Origin of the sequence: Mesorhizobium sp. M1342 (assembly GCF_040317955.1) — a bacterium.
Lineage (GTDB): Bacteria > Pseudomonadota > Alphaproteobacteria > Rhizobiales > Rhizobiaceae > Mesorhizobium.
Genome location: NZ_JAMYLI010000003.1, coordinates 267,563 through 282,178, shown reverse-complemented (window position 1 = coordinate 282,178; position 14,616 = coordinate 267,563). Strand labels below are relative to the sequence as shown.

The 14,616-nt window shown below is 63.5% G+C and carries 14 protein-coding genes; 2 read left to right on the top strand and 12 right to left on the bottom strand.

Features of this window, described 5'->3' with window-relative positions:
* Positions 1 to 35: 35 nt before the first annotated feature.
* The 3 genes from NKH06_RS04700 to NKH06_RS04690 form a co-directional block, all read right to left on the bottom strand.
* Entirely contained in the window at positions 36 to 1,061 is a 1,026-nt protein-coding gene (locus NKH06_RS04700; RefSeq protein ID WP_128303420.1) for a sugar ABC transporter substrate-binding protein, read from the bottom strand.
* 65 nt (positions 1,062 to 1,126) lie between these two features.
* Positions 1,127 to 2,113 (bottom strand): ABC transporter permease, encoded by a 987-nt coding sequence (locus NKH06_RS04695; RefSeq protein WP_128303419.1) that lies wholly within the window; start codon positions 2,111 to 2,113, stop codon positions 1,127 to 1,129.
* Positions 2,114 to 2,383: 270 nt separating this feature from the next.
* Complete coding sequence (locus NKH06_RS04690) at positions 2,384 to 3,817, bottom strand: DHA2 family efflux MFS transporter permease subunit (RefSeq protein WP_128303418.1); 1,434 nt, start codon at positions 3,815 to 3,817, stop codon at positions 2,384 to 2,386.
* A gap of 137 nt (positions 3,818 to 3,954) precedes the next feature.
* Here NKH06_RS04690 and NKH06_RS04685 point away from each other — a divergent pair, with 137 nt between their 5' ends.
* Positions 3,955 to 4,956: an ornithine cyclodeaminase family protein gene (locus tag NKH06_RS04685; RefSeq protein WP_023814023.1), complete on the top strand. Its 1,002-nt coding sequence runs from the start codon at positions 3,955 to 3,957 to the stop codon at positions 4,954 to 4,956.
* Positions 4,953 to 6,440: an HAL/PAL/TAL family ammonia-lyase gene (locus NKH06_RS04680; RefSeq protein WP_128303417.1), complete on the top strand. Its 1,488-nt coding sequence runs from the start codon at positions 4,953 to 4,955 to the stop codon at positions 6,438 to 6,440. Before NKH06_RS04685 ends, NKH06_RS04680 begins: the two co-directional genes overlap by 4 nt.
* Before the next feature lie 11 nt (positions 6,441 to 6,451).
* On the opposite strand, the gene purU is transcribed toward NKH06_RS04680, so the two are convergent.
* From purU to NKH06_RS04635, 9 genes are all read right to left on the bottom strand, one after another.
* Positions 6,452 to 7,333 carry a formyltetrahydrofolate deformylase gene (gene purU, locus NKH06_RS04675; protein ID WP_128303416.1) on the bottom strand — a complete coding sequence of 294 codons (882 nt, stop codon included), beginning with the start codon at positions 7,331 to 7,333 and terminating at the stop codon, positions 6,452 to 6,454.
* Positions 7,330 to 8,130, bottom strand: coding sequence for a 3-methyl-2-oxobutanoate hydroxymethyltransferase (locus NKH06_RS04670; RefSeq protein WP_031213845.1), 801 nt, complete (start codon positions 8,128 to 8,130; stop codon positions 7,330 to 7,332). The genes purU and NKH06_RS04670 overlap by 4 nt, the downstream gene beginning before the upstream one ends.
* A 34-nt stretch (positions 8,131 to 8,164) precedes the next feature.
* Positions 8,165 to 8,479, bottom strand: coding sequence for a MocE family 2Fe-2S type ferredoxin (locus tag NKH06_RS04665; RefSeq protein WP_013530832.1), 315 nt, complete (start codon positions 8,477 to 8,479; stop codon positions 8,165 to 8,167).
* Between the two features lie 11 nt (positions 8,480 to 8,490).
* Positions 8,491 to 9,573 (bottom strand): fatty acid desaturase family protein, encoded by a 1,083-nt coding sequence (locus NKH06_RS04660; RefSeq protein ID WP_164892896.1) that lies wholly within the window; start codon positions 9,571 to 9,573, stop codon positions 8,491 to 8,493.
* 49 nt (positions 9,574 to 9,622) lie between these two features.
* Positions 9,623 to 10,804 carry an aldose 1-epimerase family protein gene (locus tag NKH06_RS04655; RefSeq protein WP_352892368.1) on the bottom strand — a complete coding sequence of 394 codons (1,182 nt, stop codon included), beginning with the start codon at positions 10,802 to 10,804 and terminating at the stop codon, positions 9,623 to 9,625.
* Positions 10,805 to 10,820: 16 nt separating this feature from the next.
* The gene (locus tag NKH06_RS04650) at positions 10,821 to 11,603 is read right to left on the bottom strand and encodes an ATP-binding cassette domain-containing protein (RefSeq protein ID WP_164892899.1); all 783 of its coding nucleotides are present in this window, start codon (positions 11,601 to 11,603) and stop codon (positions 10,821 to 10,823) included.
* Positions 11,600 to 12,580 carry an ABC transporter permease gene (locus tag NKH06_RS04645; RefSeq protein WP_352674316.1) on the bottom strand — a complete coding sequence of 327 codons (981 nt, stop codon included), beginning with the start codon at positions 12,578 to 12,580 and terminating at the stop codon, positions 11,600 to 11,602. Before NKH06_RS04645 ends, NKH06_RS04650 begins: the two co-directional genes overlap by 4 nt.
* 82 nt (positions 12,581 to 12,662) lie before the next feature.
* On the bottom strand, positions 12,663 to 13,607 hold the full coding sequence (locus NKH06_RS04640) for a sugar ABC transporter substrate-binding protein (protein ID WP_352892365.1): 945 nt from the start codon (positions 13,605 to 13,607) through the stop codon (positions 12,663 to 12,665).
* Between the two features lie 56 nt (positions 13,608 to 13,663).
* Complete coding sequence (locus NKH06_RS04635; RefSeq protein ID WP_023814032.1) at positions 13,664 to 14,578, bottom strand: sugar phosphate isomerase/epimerase family protein; 915 nt, start codon at positions 14,576 to 14,578, stop codon at positions 13,664 to 13,666.
* Between the last annotated feature and the right edge of the window lie 38 nt (positions 14,579 to 14,616).

Below are 14,616 nucleotides of genomic sequence, written 5' to 3'. Positions count from 1 at the left end.
GGCCACCTCGTTGATCGGTGTTGGCAAGGATCGGCTTATTTCGCAGCCGCTTGCGCCTGCAGCGCCTTCAGGTCCCAGCAGCTGTCGGGCTTCAGGTCGGCCTTGGTCGTCGCCTTTTCCAGCGTGTAGATGTAGGTGTGCGAGGTGCCGGCCGGCTGGCCGCTCTGCAGCAGGAACTTGATGATCGCGTTCATGTCGCCCGACTGGCGAGCAAGATCGGTCATCACCACGGCGCCATAGGTGCCGTCCTGCAGCTTGTCGCAATCGGCCGCCTTCTCGCCACCGCCCGTGGTGACCAGGAACACCTTGCCGTCGAGCTTGGCGTCGCGGATCGCGGCGGCCGCGCCGGTGGCGTCACCATCCCAGAAATCGATGATGGCGCAGATGTCCGGGTTCTGCTGCAGCATCGTCGTCGTCACGTTGCGCGAGGTCGTCGCGTCCCAGTTGGAGTCGGGCTTGGCCACCACCTTGAAGTCGGGGTTCTTTTCCAGCACCTTCATGATGCCGGCATACTGGTAAAGGCTGGAGGAGTTGGCCTGGTCACCCTGCACAAGGCCGATCTTCTTCGAGGAGTTCGGGCCGCAGCCCTTGATCGCCGCTTCGGCCTCGAGCTGGCCAAGCCGGTCCCAGTCACTGCCGATAAAGGCGTCGGCCGGGAAGTTGGCGGGATTGTCGACCAGGATGACGTAGGTGCCGGCGGCCTGCGCCTTCTTCATCAGCTTGGAATAGGAGTTGAGGTCCGGCGCATGGATGATCAGCACATCCGGCCTGGTGTCCGACGAGATGGCGTCGGTGATCGCCTGCGCGCCGGCGTCGACGACCCAGTTCGGATCGCGCGTCTCGAACACGCCGCCCCACGCCTCGACTTCGGTCTTCAGATAATGCGCCCAGCCCTGCGCCAGGTCGAAGCCCATCGCCAGCGGCACCAGCATGACGCGCTTGCCTTTGAGCGCCTGTGCGTAAGCCGCCGGGCCGGGATCGTCGGCGGCGAAGGTGGGCGCCACGAATGCGGTGACGGCAAGCGCCGTGGCAGCTGCCATGAGTGTTCTGATCAGTTTCATGTCACATCCTCTGGTTTGGTTTTGTTATCAGCGGCCGGCCCCAACCGTCCGCTGCAGTTCAGGTACTAAATGTCACCCTGCTGGGCGGTCTGCTCGTCACGTGGATTGATGATGCCGTCGACGATGATGGCGCCGAGCAGGATCGCTGCCTTGATCAGGTTCTGGTAGAGCAGCGGAATGTCGATGATGGTCATGGCGTTGAGCAGGATGCCGATCAGTGCCGCACCGACCAGCACGTTGCGCACCCCGCCGCGCCCGCCGGACAGGCCGATGCCGCCGATCACCGCCACCAGCACGATATCGTAGAGCAGCGTTGAGTTGACGACCCGGGTGTTGATCGAATGCAGGCTCGCCGCCGTCAGCAGGCCGGCGACCAGTGCGACCAGGGCGGAGAGCACATAGCGCAGCACCAGCATCGGCCGCACCGGAATGCCGATGTTGCGGGCGGCGACCGGATTGTCGCCGGCGAAATAGATGTAGCGTCCCCATTTGGTGTAGCGCAGGAACAGGAAGAACAGGAATGCCAGGCCGGCGAAGACGAACACCTCGATGGGAACATCGAGGAAGCGCAGGCCGCCGAGCAGCTCGACCCAATGGCCCTGCGGCACCGGCACGGCATCCTGCGTGATCAGTTGCGAGCGCACATAGCCGAAGACGAAGGAGCCTGTCGCCAGCGTCACGAAGATCGCCGGCACGTCGGCATAGGCGACGAGAAAGCCATTGAGCAGGCCGATGGCCAGCACACCGGCCAGCACATAGGCGAAGGCCAGCCCGTCCGGCGTCCCCGAATTCAGAAGTTGCAGATACCAGGCGACAGACATCGCCATGATCGCGACGGCGGAGAGGTCGATGCCGCGGCCGATGATGACGACAGCCATGCCAAGGGCCAGAATGCCGAGCACCGACACCGAGCGGACAATGGCGACAAGGTTGTTGGGGTCGATGAAGCCCGGCAGGCCGATGGCCGCTGCAACGAACAGCACCACCGCGATGGCAAAGACAATGCCTTCCTGATTCAGGCTCCTGAAATTCGGCCAGCCGATCGTGTTCATGTCTGCGTTTGCCCCGATGGCAGCGCTGCCATCCCTGGGAAAGAACGCTAATCGGCCCAACGCCGGTTCGTCAAATGAATCCGCGCTCGGAACCCAGGCCGGCAGCGATATTCACCGAGTGGACGCGTCGATTGCCGAAGCTGGCGCAATGCATGGAAAGGCCTGCACTTTTGGCAATTGGTTGCGCCATTGCGGCCGCTCGCGAAAGCGCTGCACTACGGCGAAAGGACGAGACGGAATTTATCTCCGCATCAGGCGGAAAAATCGATCTCAATTTCCCGGCGAGTGGCCGGAAACCTCCGCGCCCGCACTTGGCGGCAGCACGAGAAAACGCAACGCCGCCACCAGCCCGATGGCGCCGATCGCCAGGAAGGCGATTCGAAAATCCAGAAGGTCGAGAGCGGGGCGATCCCTGACGATCTGCGACAAATTGAGGATCGCCGCCGCCACCGCGACGCCGAACAGCATCGCCACCTGCTGCAGCATCGAGGACAGGGTCGCCGCCGAGCTTCGTTGCGCCGCATCGATGTCGGCGAAGGCCAGTGTGTTGAGCGCGGTGAACTGCATCGAGCGCGTCAGGCCGGCAATCAGCATCAGCGCCACCACCAGCGCCTGTGGCGTCTGCGGCGAGACCGCCCCGCAAGCCATGATCGAGACCGAGGCGATGATGCCGTTGACGACCATCACCGAGCGGAAACCGAAACGCCGCAGCGTTGGCGTCGTCACCGTCTTCATGCCAAGATTGCCGAGGAAATAGGCCAGGATCATCAAGCCGGCATCGACGGGCGAGAGGCCAAAGCCGACCTGGAACAGCAGTGGCAGCAGGAACGGCGTGGCGTTGATCGCCACCCGGAAAATGGTGCCGGCGGCCAATGTCGAGATGGCGAAGGTCAGCACCTTGAACGAGGAGAGATCGAGCAGCGGATGCGGCGCCCGCCGGAGATGCCGTACCGCCAGCCAGCCTATGACAATGCCGGCAACGATCAGCAGCGCTGTCGGCAGCACGCCGTCCTCCGGATGGGCAATGCGTTCAAGGCCATAGAGCAGCAGGGCAAGTCCGGCCGATGTCAGGAAAAAACCCGGCCAGTCGAGCGGCTTGGGGTCAGCCTCACGGTCGCCCGGAATGAAGCGGGCGACCAGCGACAGCCCGATCACGCCGAGCGGGATGTTGATGAAGAAATTCCAGTGCCAGGACAGATAGGTGGTGATGAAGCCGCCGAGCACCGGCCCGACCACCGGCGCAAACAGTGCTGGCCAGGTGATCAGCGCCGTGGCGTTGAGCAATTCGGATTTCGACGCATTGCGCAGGACGAGAATCCGCCCGACCGGCGTCATCAGCGCGCTGCCGAGCCCTTGCACGACACGGGCGGCGACGAACTGGGTCAGGGTTTGCGAGAGGCCGCAGGCGAGCGAGGCCAGGGTGAACAGGACGATCGCCAGCAGGAAGATGTTGCGCGCCCCGAACCGGTCGGCGAGCCAGCCCGACAGCGGCACGAACACCGCCATGGTCAGCATGTAGACGGTGATGCCGATGCTCATTGCCACCGGCGACACGCCGAAGGACGCGCCCATCTGCGGCAGCGAGGTCGAGATGATCGTCGAATCCAGCAACTGCATGAAGAAGGCGATGGCGACGATCAGCGCCACGCGCCGCGCATTGGTGGCCGTTTCGGGTAAGATTTCGGTATCGGGAATGGCAGTCATGACGGAACCGGTTTGAACAGCATTTGGCCGGCCGCGTCCAGAGATAGCGCAACAAACTTTCGTGTCGCGAAACTTTCGGGTCGCGCCATGGCCTGCTATGGGATGGACGGGGTGGCCGAGGAAAGTGTCTGCGTAAAATGAAGCCCATCTATATCGACTACCTCAATGCCCTCGACATCGATGCCCTTGCCATGACCGATGGTGAAATCATTGCCGCCGTCGAGGCTGGCCTGGTGGCGCAAGGCAACGGCCAGACGGTGATCGAGCCGCGCGTCCATCTCGAACCGGACCCGTCCTTCCACGGTCATTTCAATGTCTTGCGTGGCTACGTCGCGCCGCTCGACACGGCGGGCGTGAAAATCGTCGGCGACTATGTCGACAATTACCTGCATGGCCTGCCTTCCGAATTCGGCATCCTCAATCTGTTCGATCCGCGAACCGGCACGCCGCGCGCCATCCTCGACGCCACCGTCATCACCGACATGCGCACAGGCGCTGTCACCGCCATCGGCGCCAAACATCTGGCGCGCAAGAATTCCAAGGTACTGGCCCATATCGGCGCGCGCGGCACCGCCTACTGGAACGTGCGCCTGCTCGACCATCTCTTCGACTTCGACGAGATCCGCGTCCATTCGCGCCGGCCGGAAAGCCGCGACGGTTTTGCCGCCAAACTCTCCGCCGATCTCGGCAAGACGGTCACTGCGGTGGCCGACTGGAAGAGCTGCATCGAGGGCGCCGACATCGTCGTCGAAGCCTCGCGGCTGCCGGAGCCGCAGCCATTGCTGAAGACCGAATGGATCAAGCCCGGCGCGCTGGTCGTGCCCTATGGCACGATGAGCGCGGTCGAACTGTCGCTGACCGAGATCATGCAGAAAATGGTCGTCGACGATTGGGGCCAGTGCAAGGGCGGCAAGTTCGGCTCGCTGCGCGCCCATGTCGAGACCGGGCGGCTGAGCGAGAAGACGCTGCACGCCGAGCTTGGCCAGATCGCCGCCGGTCTGAAAGTCGGGCGCGAAAGCGACGACGAAACGATCCTATTCTGGCATCGTGGCCTGTCGCTGTCCGACATTGCGCTGGGCAAGGCGATGCTGGCCAAGGCGCAAGTGCAAGGCATTGGCCAGCGGCTGCGCTTCGCATGACCGTGCTCGTCCTCTCCGGAGCCGGCGTCGGCATTGGCATTGGCGATGTCGCCGCCGTGGCCCGCGATGGTCGCAAGGTGGAGATCGGACCCGATGTCATCGGCAGGCTGCAGAAGGCGCGAAAAGTGCTCGACCAGGCCGCCGCATCCGGCCAGCAGATCTATGGCCTGAACACCGGACTCGGCGCCAATCTCGGCACTGCTGTCGACGGCGACGCCGGCGCCTTCCAGCGCCAATTGCTTGAAGGACGCAGCGGCGCCGTCGGCGAGGTGCTGCCGGTTGAAGCCGTGCGCGCTACTATGCTTGCCCGCGCCGCGATGCTGTCGGTTGGCGGCTCCGGCCTTTCGCCCTCCGTCTTCGTCGCTTTGGTCGACGCGCTCAACGCCGGCGTCCATCCCGTCATGCCGTCACTCGGCTCGATCGGCGCCGGCGATCTGGTGCTGATGACGGCACTCGCCCGCATGCTCACCGGCGAAGGCGAAGCAGACTATCAGGGCCGTCGCATGCCGGCGGCCAAGGCACTGATGATGGCGCGCCTCGCCCCCATCAGCCTGGCGCCCAAGGATGGGCTGTCGCTGATCAATGCCTCGGCGGTGTCCGCCGGCAGCGGCGCGCTTGCGGTGACGGATGCGCTGTCGGCTCTTGCCCAGCAACAGCAGACCGGGGCGCTGACCATGGAAGGTTTTGGTGCCAACCGCACCATCCTCGATCCGCGCTTGCACATGGCGCGCCCGGCGGCCGGCCAGCAGGAAGCAGCCAAGGTGCTGCACGATCTGCTCGTCCGCGACGAGGCGCTGGTGCCGACCACCTTGCAGGACCCGCTGTCGATCCGCTGCATGCCGTCGATCCATGGCGCGCTGATCGAGGCGATCGGTCAGGCGAGACAGGCTGTCGAGATCGAACTCAACGCCGCCGCCGACAATCCGCTGGTGCTGGGCGATGATGAGTTGGTGCTGTCGACCGGCAATTTCCACACCGCCGCACTGGCGCTCGCCTTCGAGACGCTCGGCCTGGCGATCGCCCAATGTGCCGCGGCCAGTGCCGCCCGCTTTATCCAGCTCACTGGCTCGGGCCGCAATGGCCTGCCGAAATATCTGTCGCCGGTCGGCGGCGCCTCGGCCGGCTTCGTGCCGCTGCAGAAGACAGTGACCTCGATCCTGGCCGCCATCCGCCACAAGGCTAATCCGGTGATGCTCGACTTCCTGGCCGTGTCGGAAGGCGTCGAGGATCACGCCACGCAGACGCCTCTGGCGGTTGCGAAATGCGCCGGGATGATCGAGCTGTGGCGGCGGCTGATCGCCTTCGAACTGATGGCCGCCGCACAGGCCATAGACCTGCGCGACGGCTTCACATTGGCGCCACGCACCGCCGCACTTCACGCGGCGATACGCGCTCTCGTCCCCATGCTGAAAGAGGACCGGCCGCTCGGTATCGACGCCGAGGCACTTTACGCTGCGCTCGCCGGCGGAAGCTGGCCGGCCTGACGCGGCTTCGCTCAGAAAACGACGGTCTTGTGGCCGTTGAGCATGACGCGGGCTTCGAGATGCAGCTTGACCGCGCGCGCCAGCACCCGGCTTTCGATGTCGCGCCCGACGGCAACGAAATCCTCGGCGCTCATCGCATGGGTGACGCGTTCGGTCTCCTGATCGATGATCGGGCCCTCGTCGAGGTCGGAGGTGACGTAATGCGCCGTCGCACCGATCAGCTTGACGCCGCGGTCGAAGGCCTGGTGATACGGCTTGGCGCCCTTGAAGCTCGGCAGGAACGAATGGTGGATGTTGATCGCCCGTCCGAACAGCCGGTCCGACAGGCCTTTCGAGAAGACCTGCATGTAGCGCGCCAGGATGACCAGTTCGGCCCCTGTCCGCTGCACCAGGTCCAGCAGCTTCTGTTCCTGTTCGGCCTTGTTTTCCCTCGTGGTCGGCCAATGGTGGTAGGGAACACCCTCCAGCTCGGCGAAGCGGCGGGCATCCTCGTGGTTGGAGACGACGGCGGCAACCTCCGCGTTCAGCCAGCCGACCCTGATCTGGTACAGCAGGTGCAGAAGCGCGTGGTCGAACCTGGAGACCATGACGATGATCTTCGGCCGGCGTCCCTGATCGACCAGCGCGGTCTTCATGCCAAAGCGATCGACGCTTGATTTCAACGCCCGTTCCAGGCTGTCCTTGGTCGAGCCTGGCGGGCTGATGAAGGCGATGCGCATGAAAAAGCGATTGGTCTGCCGGTCCCAGAACTGGCTGCTTTCGGCGATGTTGGCGCCGTTCGCGGCAAGCTCCGCCGTGACGGCGGCGACGATCCCCGGCCGGTCCTCGCAAGAAAGCGTAAGAATATGAACCGGCGCGACTTCGCCCGTCGCATCATTGCCTTGAGATTTCACGCCCTGTCGACCCTTTTCATGAACAGGCTGAGCTCAGCCGGATCCATATGCACCACATGCTTGTCTTCGGGATAGGCGAGACTGTTGACGTCGGCAACGTACTCCGAGAACGCGGCGATGCGCTCGGCCTGCAAACGATCATATTCGGCGGCGAAATTGCGATAGACCTTGGAATGGCGAGGCATGTGGCCCCGGTTCTGGCCGAGGATGTCGTCGGCGAACAGATATTGCGCATCGCAACCGGTGCCCGCTCCCATCGACAGCATGATCAACGATGTCCGTTCAGAGATCGCCTTGGCCACCTCGACCGGTACGACCTCGATCTCGGCGCCGATGGCGCCGACAGTTTCCAGCTGCTTCACCGCCGCGAAGACCTCCATGGCGGTGTCGGCGGTCTTGCCGACCGCCTTGAAGCCGCCGGTCCAGGTGGCCCGTGACGGGATCAGCCCGACATGGCCGATCACCGGGATATTGTCATCGGCCATCCGCTTGATCGTGGCGTAGCCGGCGCTGCAATAGACCGCGTCGGCGCCGGCCTTGTAGAGCAGGAAAGCCCAGCGCACGAAATCGTCCGCCGTGCCGATCTCGTAGAAATTGTCGCCCGGCATGGTGAACAGGCTGGGTGCGGCGTCCCGGTATTGCGGGTTGAGCACCAGTTCGGGCGGCACCGAGACGATGTCGACCCCCGCGCGCTCGGCGGCCTCGGCCTCGTCCATCGTCAGCACGCGCAGCATGGTCAGCTGTCGCTTGCCCTTCATGGCGCGCAAATCCGCCACCGTTGGTCTTTTTCGGCTCATCAAATGGGTTCCCTCAGTTGCATTCGGCGGCAGGTCAGCCGATCTGGATCATCACTTTGCCAGCCTCGACCTTCACCGGATAGGTGGCGAGATTGACGCATACCGGTGCGCCTCGGGCCACACCCGTCTTGTAGTTGAAGCGGCCATTGTGCTTGGGGCATTCGATGATGTCGTCCATCACCAGCCCATCGGCCAGATGCGCCTTCTCATGCGTGCAGTATCCGTCGGTTGCGAAGTACTCGTCATCGGGACTGCGATAGATGGCGAAGGTACGGCCGCCATGATCGAAGCGGATGACATCCTCTTCCTCGACATCGTCGACGCCACACGCTTCAACCCAGTCGGCCATCTGCTTCTCCCCTATTCCGCCGCCGCCGGAACGGTCAGCGCATGGAACTCGTCCCGGTACGGCCTGGCCGTCGGCGGCAATTCACGCTTGAGGAAATAGTCCTCGTACTGAAGCTGCTTCAGCAGCACCGGCCAGACCTCGCGGTAGGCATGCCACATCGAAGGGTTCGGCGCGGGCAGATCATGCTTGATCAATTCATGCAGCCTCGGCAGCGCGTGATACGGCACCATCGGGAACATGTGATGTTCGACATGGTAGTTCATGTTCCAGTAGATGAAGCGGCTGATCGGGTTCATGTAGACGGTGCGCGTGTTCAGCCGGTGGTCGGTGACATTATCGGCGAGGCCGATATGCTGCAGCAGGCCGGTCAGCACCATGTGCCAGCTGCCGTAGAGGCGCGGCAGGCCGATCAGCACCAGCGGCAGGAACGACCACAGATAGAGCGCCAGCACGATCGCCGCGACATAGATGGCGACATGCCAACGCGCGGCGGTGACCACCTTGTGAAGCTCCATCTCGGGGATAAAGCTTTTCTCGTCGGGCGAGATGCTGCCGAACGCATTGCGCACCAGCGTCGGCAGCGAATAGCGGAAATCGAGAATGCCGGTGAAGGCGAGTGCGGCGCGCAGCAGGTCCGGCGGACGCATCACCGCGATCTCGGCGTCGCGGCCGACGATGATCGTGTCGGTGTGATGGCGCGCATGGCTCCAGCGCCAGGTCACCGGGTTGCGCATCAGCATAAAGCTGGCGATCTGGTAGACGGCATCGTTCATCCAGCGCGTGCGGAAAGCGGTGCCGTGGCCGCACTCGTGCCAGCGCGAGTCGCTGGACGAGCCGTAGAGCACGCCATAGACGAGCAGGAACGGCACCACCCACCACGTGCCCCAGAACCAGGCGATCCCGGCGGCAGAGCCCAATATGGCAACGATCCAGATGATCGTGTCGCGGATCGCCGGCCCGTCCGAGCGTTGCATCAGCTCTTTCATCGCCTTGCGCGGCACATCGGTGTGATACCACTCGGCCGAGGCCAGCCCGGTCTCGATCGCGGTGCGCGTGCTTTCCCCGACCAGGCTGTAGTCGCGCTTTTTCGCCATCACATCGACCTCCGATTTCCGGCCCGCCAGCCGGAGCATTCGTTTCGCATCATGCCCTGTCCGCCAATCCCGGAAAATTGCCCGACGGCGCAGGATAATCCTGTTGCGGTTGCCTGGCGATCGAAGCGATCCTCTCTTCCGTCGCGGCGATCTCGCCGGCACCGTCGAGCACTCGGAACATCGCGTCGTAGGAACGGCTTTCGCCATGCTCCAGCCAGATCATTTCGCCGCGCTCACGTGCGGCGAGATTGCCGAGCACATGGTGCGTCGAGGGCTCGATGCCCAACGCATACTGCCCCGCCTGGAAATTCTGCCATTGATAGGCGCAAGGCAGCTGGTCCTTGCGCGTGATCACTTCCAGGCCAAGCCCTATGCCGTCATTGACCACCGCCACCGGCACCTCGCCATTGGCGTCCGCCGCCATCTCGTGCTGCCAGACCTGCTCGCTGAAGCCCAGTCGCGGCGTCGGCACGGTGCGGTAACCGACCTTCTGCGCCTCGTAGCGTTCGCCTGCATGGCCAGCCCAGACGACGTCGCGGATCGGCGCCAGATAGCGCGAACCCTCGTCGAGCAAGGGGTGGCTGACATTGACGTGGTAAAAATACATATGCGGCGTGCGATTGAAGCCATGGTTGACGACGCGGTCCGACAGCCGGATCTCGTTGCCGCCGACATCGGCCTCGATACGCCGGGTCAGATGCAAATCCTCGCCGAACACCACCGATTGCTGAACGATGCCTTCGGCCCAAAGCACGCAGCGGTCGCCATCCCAGGCCTCGCCATAACCGGTCAGCCGCGCTGGAATGGTGCCCACGCGGCCATGCAGCGAATGGATCACGGTCTTCTTGCCCGGGTAGTTGTAGCTATCGGCAGGCACCTCTTCGCGGCCCAATATGTGGTCGAGGCCGCAGGTGACAAGCAGGCCTGAAAACGAGCGCGCCCAGGCGAGCCCCCCCTCCCCCTCGTAATCGTGCAGGCCGGGATGACGAAAGCCGCTTGGCGAATGCCAGCCGATCGCCTGTCCCCTATAGTCGCAGTCGGCGATGTCGAGTGCCCGGTCGACCAGCGCGGTGAAGCGCAGGCCTGAGCCGGTGCGGAACTCCAGCATGCGAATGCCGCGTTCCACACCGTCGCCAAGCGTCATCAGCCGCACGCCGGCAAATTGCGACAGCATGCCCGAACGTTCCGACACCTGCCGGCGCGAAAGCGTCTTGCCATAGAGTTCTACCATGTGACGGCCAACTTCTTCACTTCGCTCTCGTCTCTTTCAGCAGGGCCGACATGTCGGCGCCGGTGATAATGCTTTCCACGGTCAGGAGATCGGTATCGGCAACCGTCTGCTCGGCAACGATCTCGCCGCGGCGCATGACGATGATGCGGTCGGCTACCTGGAACACGTGATGGATGTTGTGGGTGATCAAGAGCACCGAATGGCCGGCGTCACGCACCTCCTTGACGAAGCGCAGCACGCCGTGTGTTTCCTCGACGCCGAGATTGTTGGTCGGTTCGTCGAGGATGATGACCTTGGCGGCGAACTGCATAGCGCGAGAAATCGCAATCGACTGCCGCTCGCCGCCCGACAGCGTTAAGACCAGCGCATCGGCGTCGAGTTTCTTCGAGATGCCGACGCGCCTCAACAGCGCCGACGCCGCGTCGCGCAATTTGGCGAAATCGAGCGGCGCGAACACGCCCAGCCATTTCAGCTTCACCGGTTCGCGCCCAAGGAAAAGATTGCGCGCAATGCTGAGATCCGGCGCCAGAGACGTATCCTGGTGGATGGTCTCGATGCCGAGGTCCATCGCATCGCGCGTCGAGCGGATCGAGACCTTTTCGCCGCGCACATAGATGTCGCCCCGATCGGCTGGAAACACGCCCGAGATCGCCTTGATCAGCGTCGATTTGCCGGCGCCATTGTCTCCGAGCAAGGCCACCACCTCGCCTTCGTTGAGGGCAAAGGACGCATTCTTCAGCGCCCGAACGCTGCCGAAGGATTTTTGCAGATTCTGCAGCCGAAGCACTTCCATCGTCAGCCCCTTGCGGCGTTCTTCTGCAGCAAAGCGTGCAGGATGAGCATGGCGAGGATGATGAGGCCCACGAAGATGTTGTAGGCGAGGCCCGGCACGCCGATCAGCACGATGCCGTTGCGGATCGCGCGCAGCATCAGCGCACCGACGATGGTGCCGAGGATCGTGCCGCGTCCGCCGGTCAGCGCCGTGCCGCCGACCACCACCATGGCGATCACTTCGAGCTCGTAGCCGGTGCCGGCCACCGGTGAGGCGGCCGAGATGCGGAAGGCGCTGATCATGCCGGCCAGTCCCGCAAGGACCGAAGTCAGGATGAACAGCCACACCTTGACGGCGTCCGCCGGCACGCCGCGCGCCACCGCCGCGTTCCGGTTGGAGCCGATGGCGCTGATCCAGTTGCCAAGCTTGGCATAGCGCAGCACGTAGATCGCCAGCAGCGAGAGACCGATGAACCACCACAGCGAGGTGTAGAACCGGAACGACCCGACATTGAAGCTGCCGGCCAGCAGCGTGACGAAAAAGCCTGGCTGGTCCCAGGATTTCAGCGGAAAGCCCTGCGTGATGTAGAGCGCCGCCCCGCGCACCACGAGCAGCATCGACAGCGTGACCAGGAAGGAGGAGATGCCGATCTTGGTGACGATCAACCCGTTGATCGCGCCGATGGCGACGCACAGCAGAAGCCCGGCCAGAAGCGCGATGCCGATATCGACGCCTCCGTTCTGCACCAGAAGCATGACGACGACCGGCGCCAGCCCGAACACGGCACCAACCGACAGGTCGAATTCGCCCGCCGTCAGAAGCAGCGTCATGCCGAGCGCGATGATGCCGAGCTCAGGCAGGAACGCCATCATGTTGGAGATGTTGAGCGGCGACAGGAAATTGGCATCGGCGATGGCGAACACCGCGAGCAGGACAATGAGGATGATGAGCGAGGAGAATTGCGGCGAGCGCATAAGGCTCGATCTGCGTTTCCCGACAGGCATTTCGTCTTCTGCGGCGATCATCATGACTGCTTGAACCATGCTTTGAAATGGTGCCCGCGGCCTGCGCCGCGGGCACCGGTTTTCACTTCGTGTCGTAGAGTTTCAGGATCGGTTCGACGCTCGAGGCGTCGTAGAGGCTGAAAGTATGGATGTCGTAGCCGATCGGTTCGCCCGACGCGGCGAGCCCGAGCAGCGCCACCGGCATGAAGCCCTGCGCAGACGGAAACTGCCAGGCGGCCGCGTTGACGAAGCCGGATTTGACGGCCTCGGCGGTTTCCTTCGAATTGCCCCAGCCGACGACCGGGATCTTGCCGGCCGGCACACCTGCGCCGTCGAACACCCGTTTGACGCTGGCCGCCACGGAATCGCCGAGCGCGATGATCGCCGGCGGATTGTTGGCCACCATATAGTCGGTCATCTTGGCAATGATGCCGGCCGGGTCGGTGCCGCAATCGACCACATCATATTTGATCCCCAACGGATCGAAGACGCTGGCGATGCCTTCGGTCTCCAGCTGCTGATAGCTGGCGCCAGGCACTTCCACCGGCAGGAACACCTTGTCGCCCTGCTTCACCATCTTGCGGTCGACGAGATACTTGGCCCAGATGACGCCCGCCTCCTTGAGATCGGCGCCGACATAGGCCTGCCGTCCGGTCGCCGGATCGTCTGTGTTGAAGAACACGATCGGGATCCCGGCCGCCTTGGCAGCCTTCACTTCCTCGGTCCACAGGCCCGGCTGGGCCGAGGTGGTGGCGATGCCGTCGGGCTTGGCCGCAAGCGCGGAATTGAAGGCCTCCTTCTGCGCCGCCATGTCGCCGCCGCTGAAGGAGATCTTGCAGGTCACCTTGAGCTGGTCGCAGGCTTTGGTCGCGCCGGCATTCCAGTCGAGCCAGAACGCATCCGAGGGACCGCCATGCGACAGCAGGTAGAACGTCTTCTGGCCATCCTGCGCCATTGCCGGCGCGCCCATAGAAACACCGGCGAGCAGCGTTGCGGCAGCCGCCAGTTTCAATGCGAATTTCAACATTCTTTCCTCCCTTGCTTTGGGCCGCGCCGCCGCGAACCGACGGCGCGCAGTGACCGTCACAGGCCGTTGGCGCGGAACTTCCCGTCGAGGAATTTCTTGGCGCGCGGCACGTCGTCTTCCGAGAGATGCTCGATGATCACAGGAATGTTCGGATGCTTTTCCGCCAGCCGCTGGAGGTAGAGATCGTAGTTCAGCGAACCGAGGCCCGGTGCCGGCAGCTCGATCTCGCCGACGCCACGGAAGGTGTGGCTCTCCAGCGCGTCCTCGTCGCCGATATCGGCGTGCTTCTCGGACTTGTCGCCGCCCGAACGCTTGACGTCCTTGGCGTGAGCTATTCTGATCTTGTCGGTCAGCGTGTCGAACACCTGGTTCAGGATCTGGTCCATCCTGTCGATGTTATGCGTCTCGAAATAATTGGTCGGGTCCATCAGCAGACCAAGGCCCGGATGGTCGACCTGCGCGAACATCTTCACCGTCTCCTCGACCGAGCCGACGACGTTGTTGACGTAGGTTTCGAGCAGGAAGACCGCGCCGTGGTCATAGGCCGTCTGGGCGAGCTCGGCGACCACCTTGCGGCACTCCTCGAACCCTTCCTCGGTCTTGTTCTTGGGGTGATGCACCCAGTCGGATTCGGTGTTGTAGGTACCGGTTTCCGAGATCACATACGGGCTGCCGAAATGGCGGGCGTTGCGGATGATCTCCTTGAGGTAGCCGACACGCTTGTCGCGCTCGGCCTTGTCGGGATGGATGATGTTTGTGTAGCCGGAAATGCAGCACACCGGCAGGTGATGATCGCGGAAGACGTCGCGCACCTTCTTGGCCTTGTCCTTGGTGATCTGCCCCGCCGACAGGTCGACGTCCTTGAAATGCAGGTCGAGCTGCACCGTGTTGAAATCGAGCCCGCGGATCTTCTTCGCCGTCTCTTCGAGGCCGTACGGGAAATAGCCCGTGAAAATACCTGCCTGCATCATGGTGTGAAATTCCTCCCTGTAAGCGATTCAGTTGTCTG

Excerpts from the sequence above, each read along its gene's own strand:
- NKH06_RS04635 (WP_023814032.1), bottom strand. The coding sequence starts at position 14,578 with ATGATGCAGGCAGGTATTTTCACGGGCTATTTCCCGTACGGCCTCGAA.
- NKH06_RS04640 (WP_352892365.1), bottom strand. The coding sequence starts at position 13,607 with ATGTTGAAATTCGCATTGAAACTGGCGGCTGCCGCAACGCTGCTCGCC.
- NKH06_RS04680 (WP_128303417.1), top strand. The coding sequence starts at position 4,953 with ATGACCGTGCTCGTCCTCTCCGGAGCCGGCGTCGGCATTGGCATTGGC.
- NKH06_RS04700 (WP_128303420.1), bottom strand. The coding sequence starts at position 1,061 with ATGAAACTGATCAGAACACTCATGGCAGCTGCCACGGCGCTTGCCGTC.
- NKH06_RS04665 (WP_013530832.1), bottom strand. The coding sequence starts at position 8,479 with ATGGCCGACTGGGTTGAAGCGTGTGGCGTCGACGATGTCGAGGAAGAG.
- NKH06_RS04645 (WP_352674316.1), bottom strand. The coding sequence starts at position 12,580 with ATGCCTGTCGGGAAACGCAGATCGAGCCTTATGCGCTCGCCGCAATTC.
- NKH06_RS04685 (WP_023814023.1), top strand. The coding sequence starts at position 3,955 with ATGAAGCCCATCTATATCGACTACCTCAATGCCCTCGACATCGATGCC.
- NKH06_RS04690 (WP_128303418.1), bottom strand. The coding sequence starts at position 3,817 with ATGACTGCCATTCCCGATACCGAAATCTTACCCGAAACGGCCACCAAT.
- NKH06_RS04655 (WP_352892368.1), bottom strand. The coding sequence starts at position 10,804 with ATGGTAGAACTCTATGGCAAGACGCTTTCGCGCCGGCAGGTGTCGGAA.
- NKH06_RS04695 (WP_128303419.1), bottom strand. The coding sequence starts at position 2,113 with ATGAACACGATCGGCTGGCCGAATTTCAGGAGCCTGAATCAGGAAGGC.
- NKH06_RS04670 (WP_031213845.1), bottom strand. The coding sequence starts at position 8,130 with ATGAGCCGAAAAAGACCAACGGTGGCGGATTTGCGCGCCATGAAGGGC.
- NKH06_RS04660 (WP_164892896.1), bottom strand. The coding sequence starts at position 9,573 with ATGGCGAAAAAGCGCGACTACAGCCTGGTCGGGGAAAGCACGCGCACC.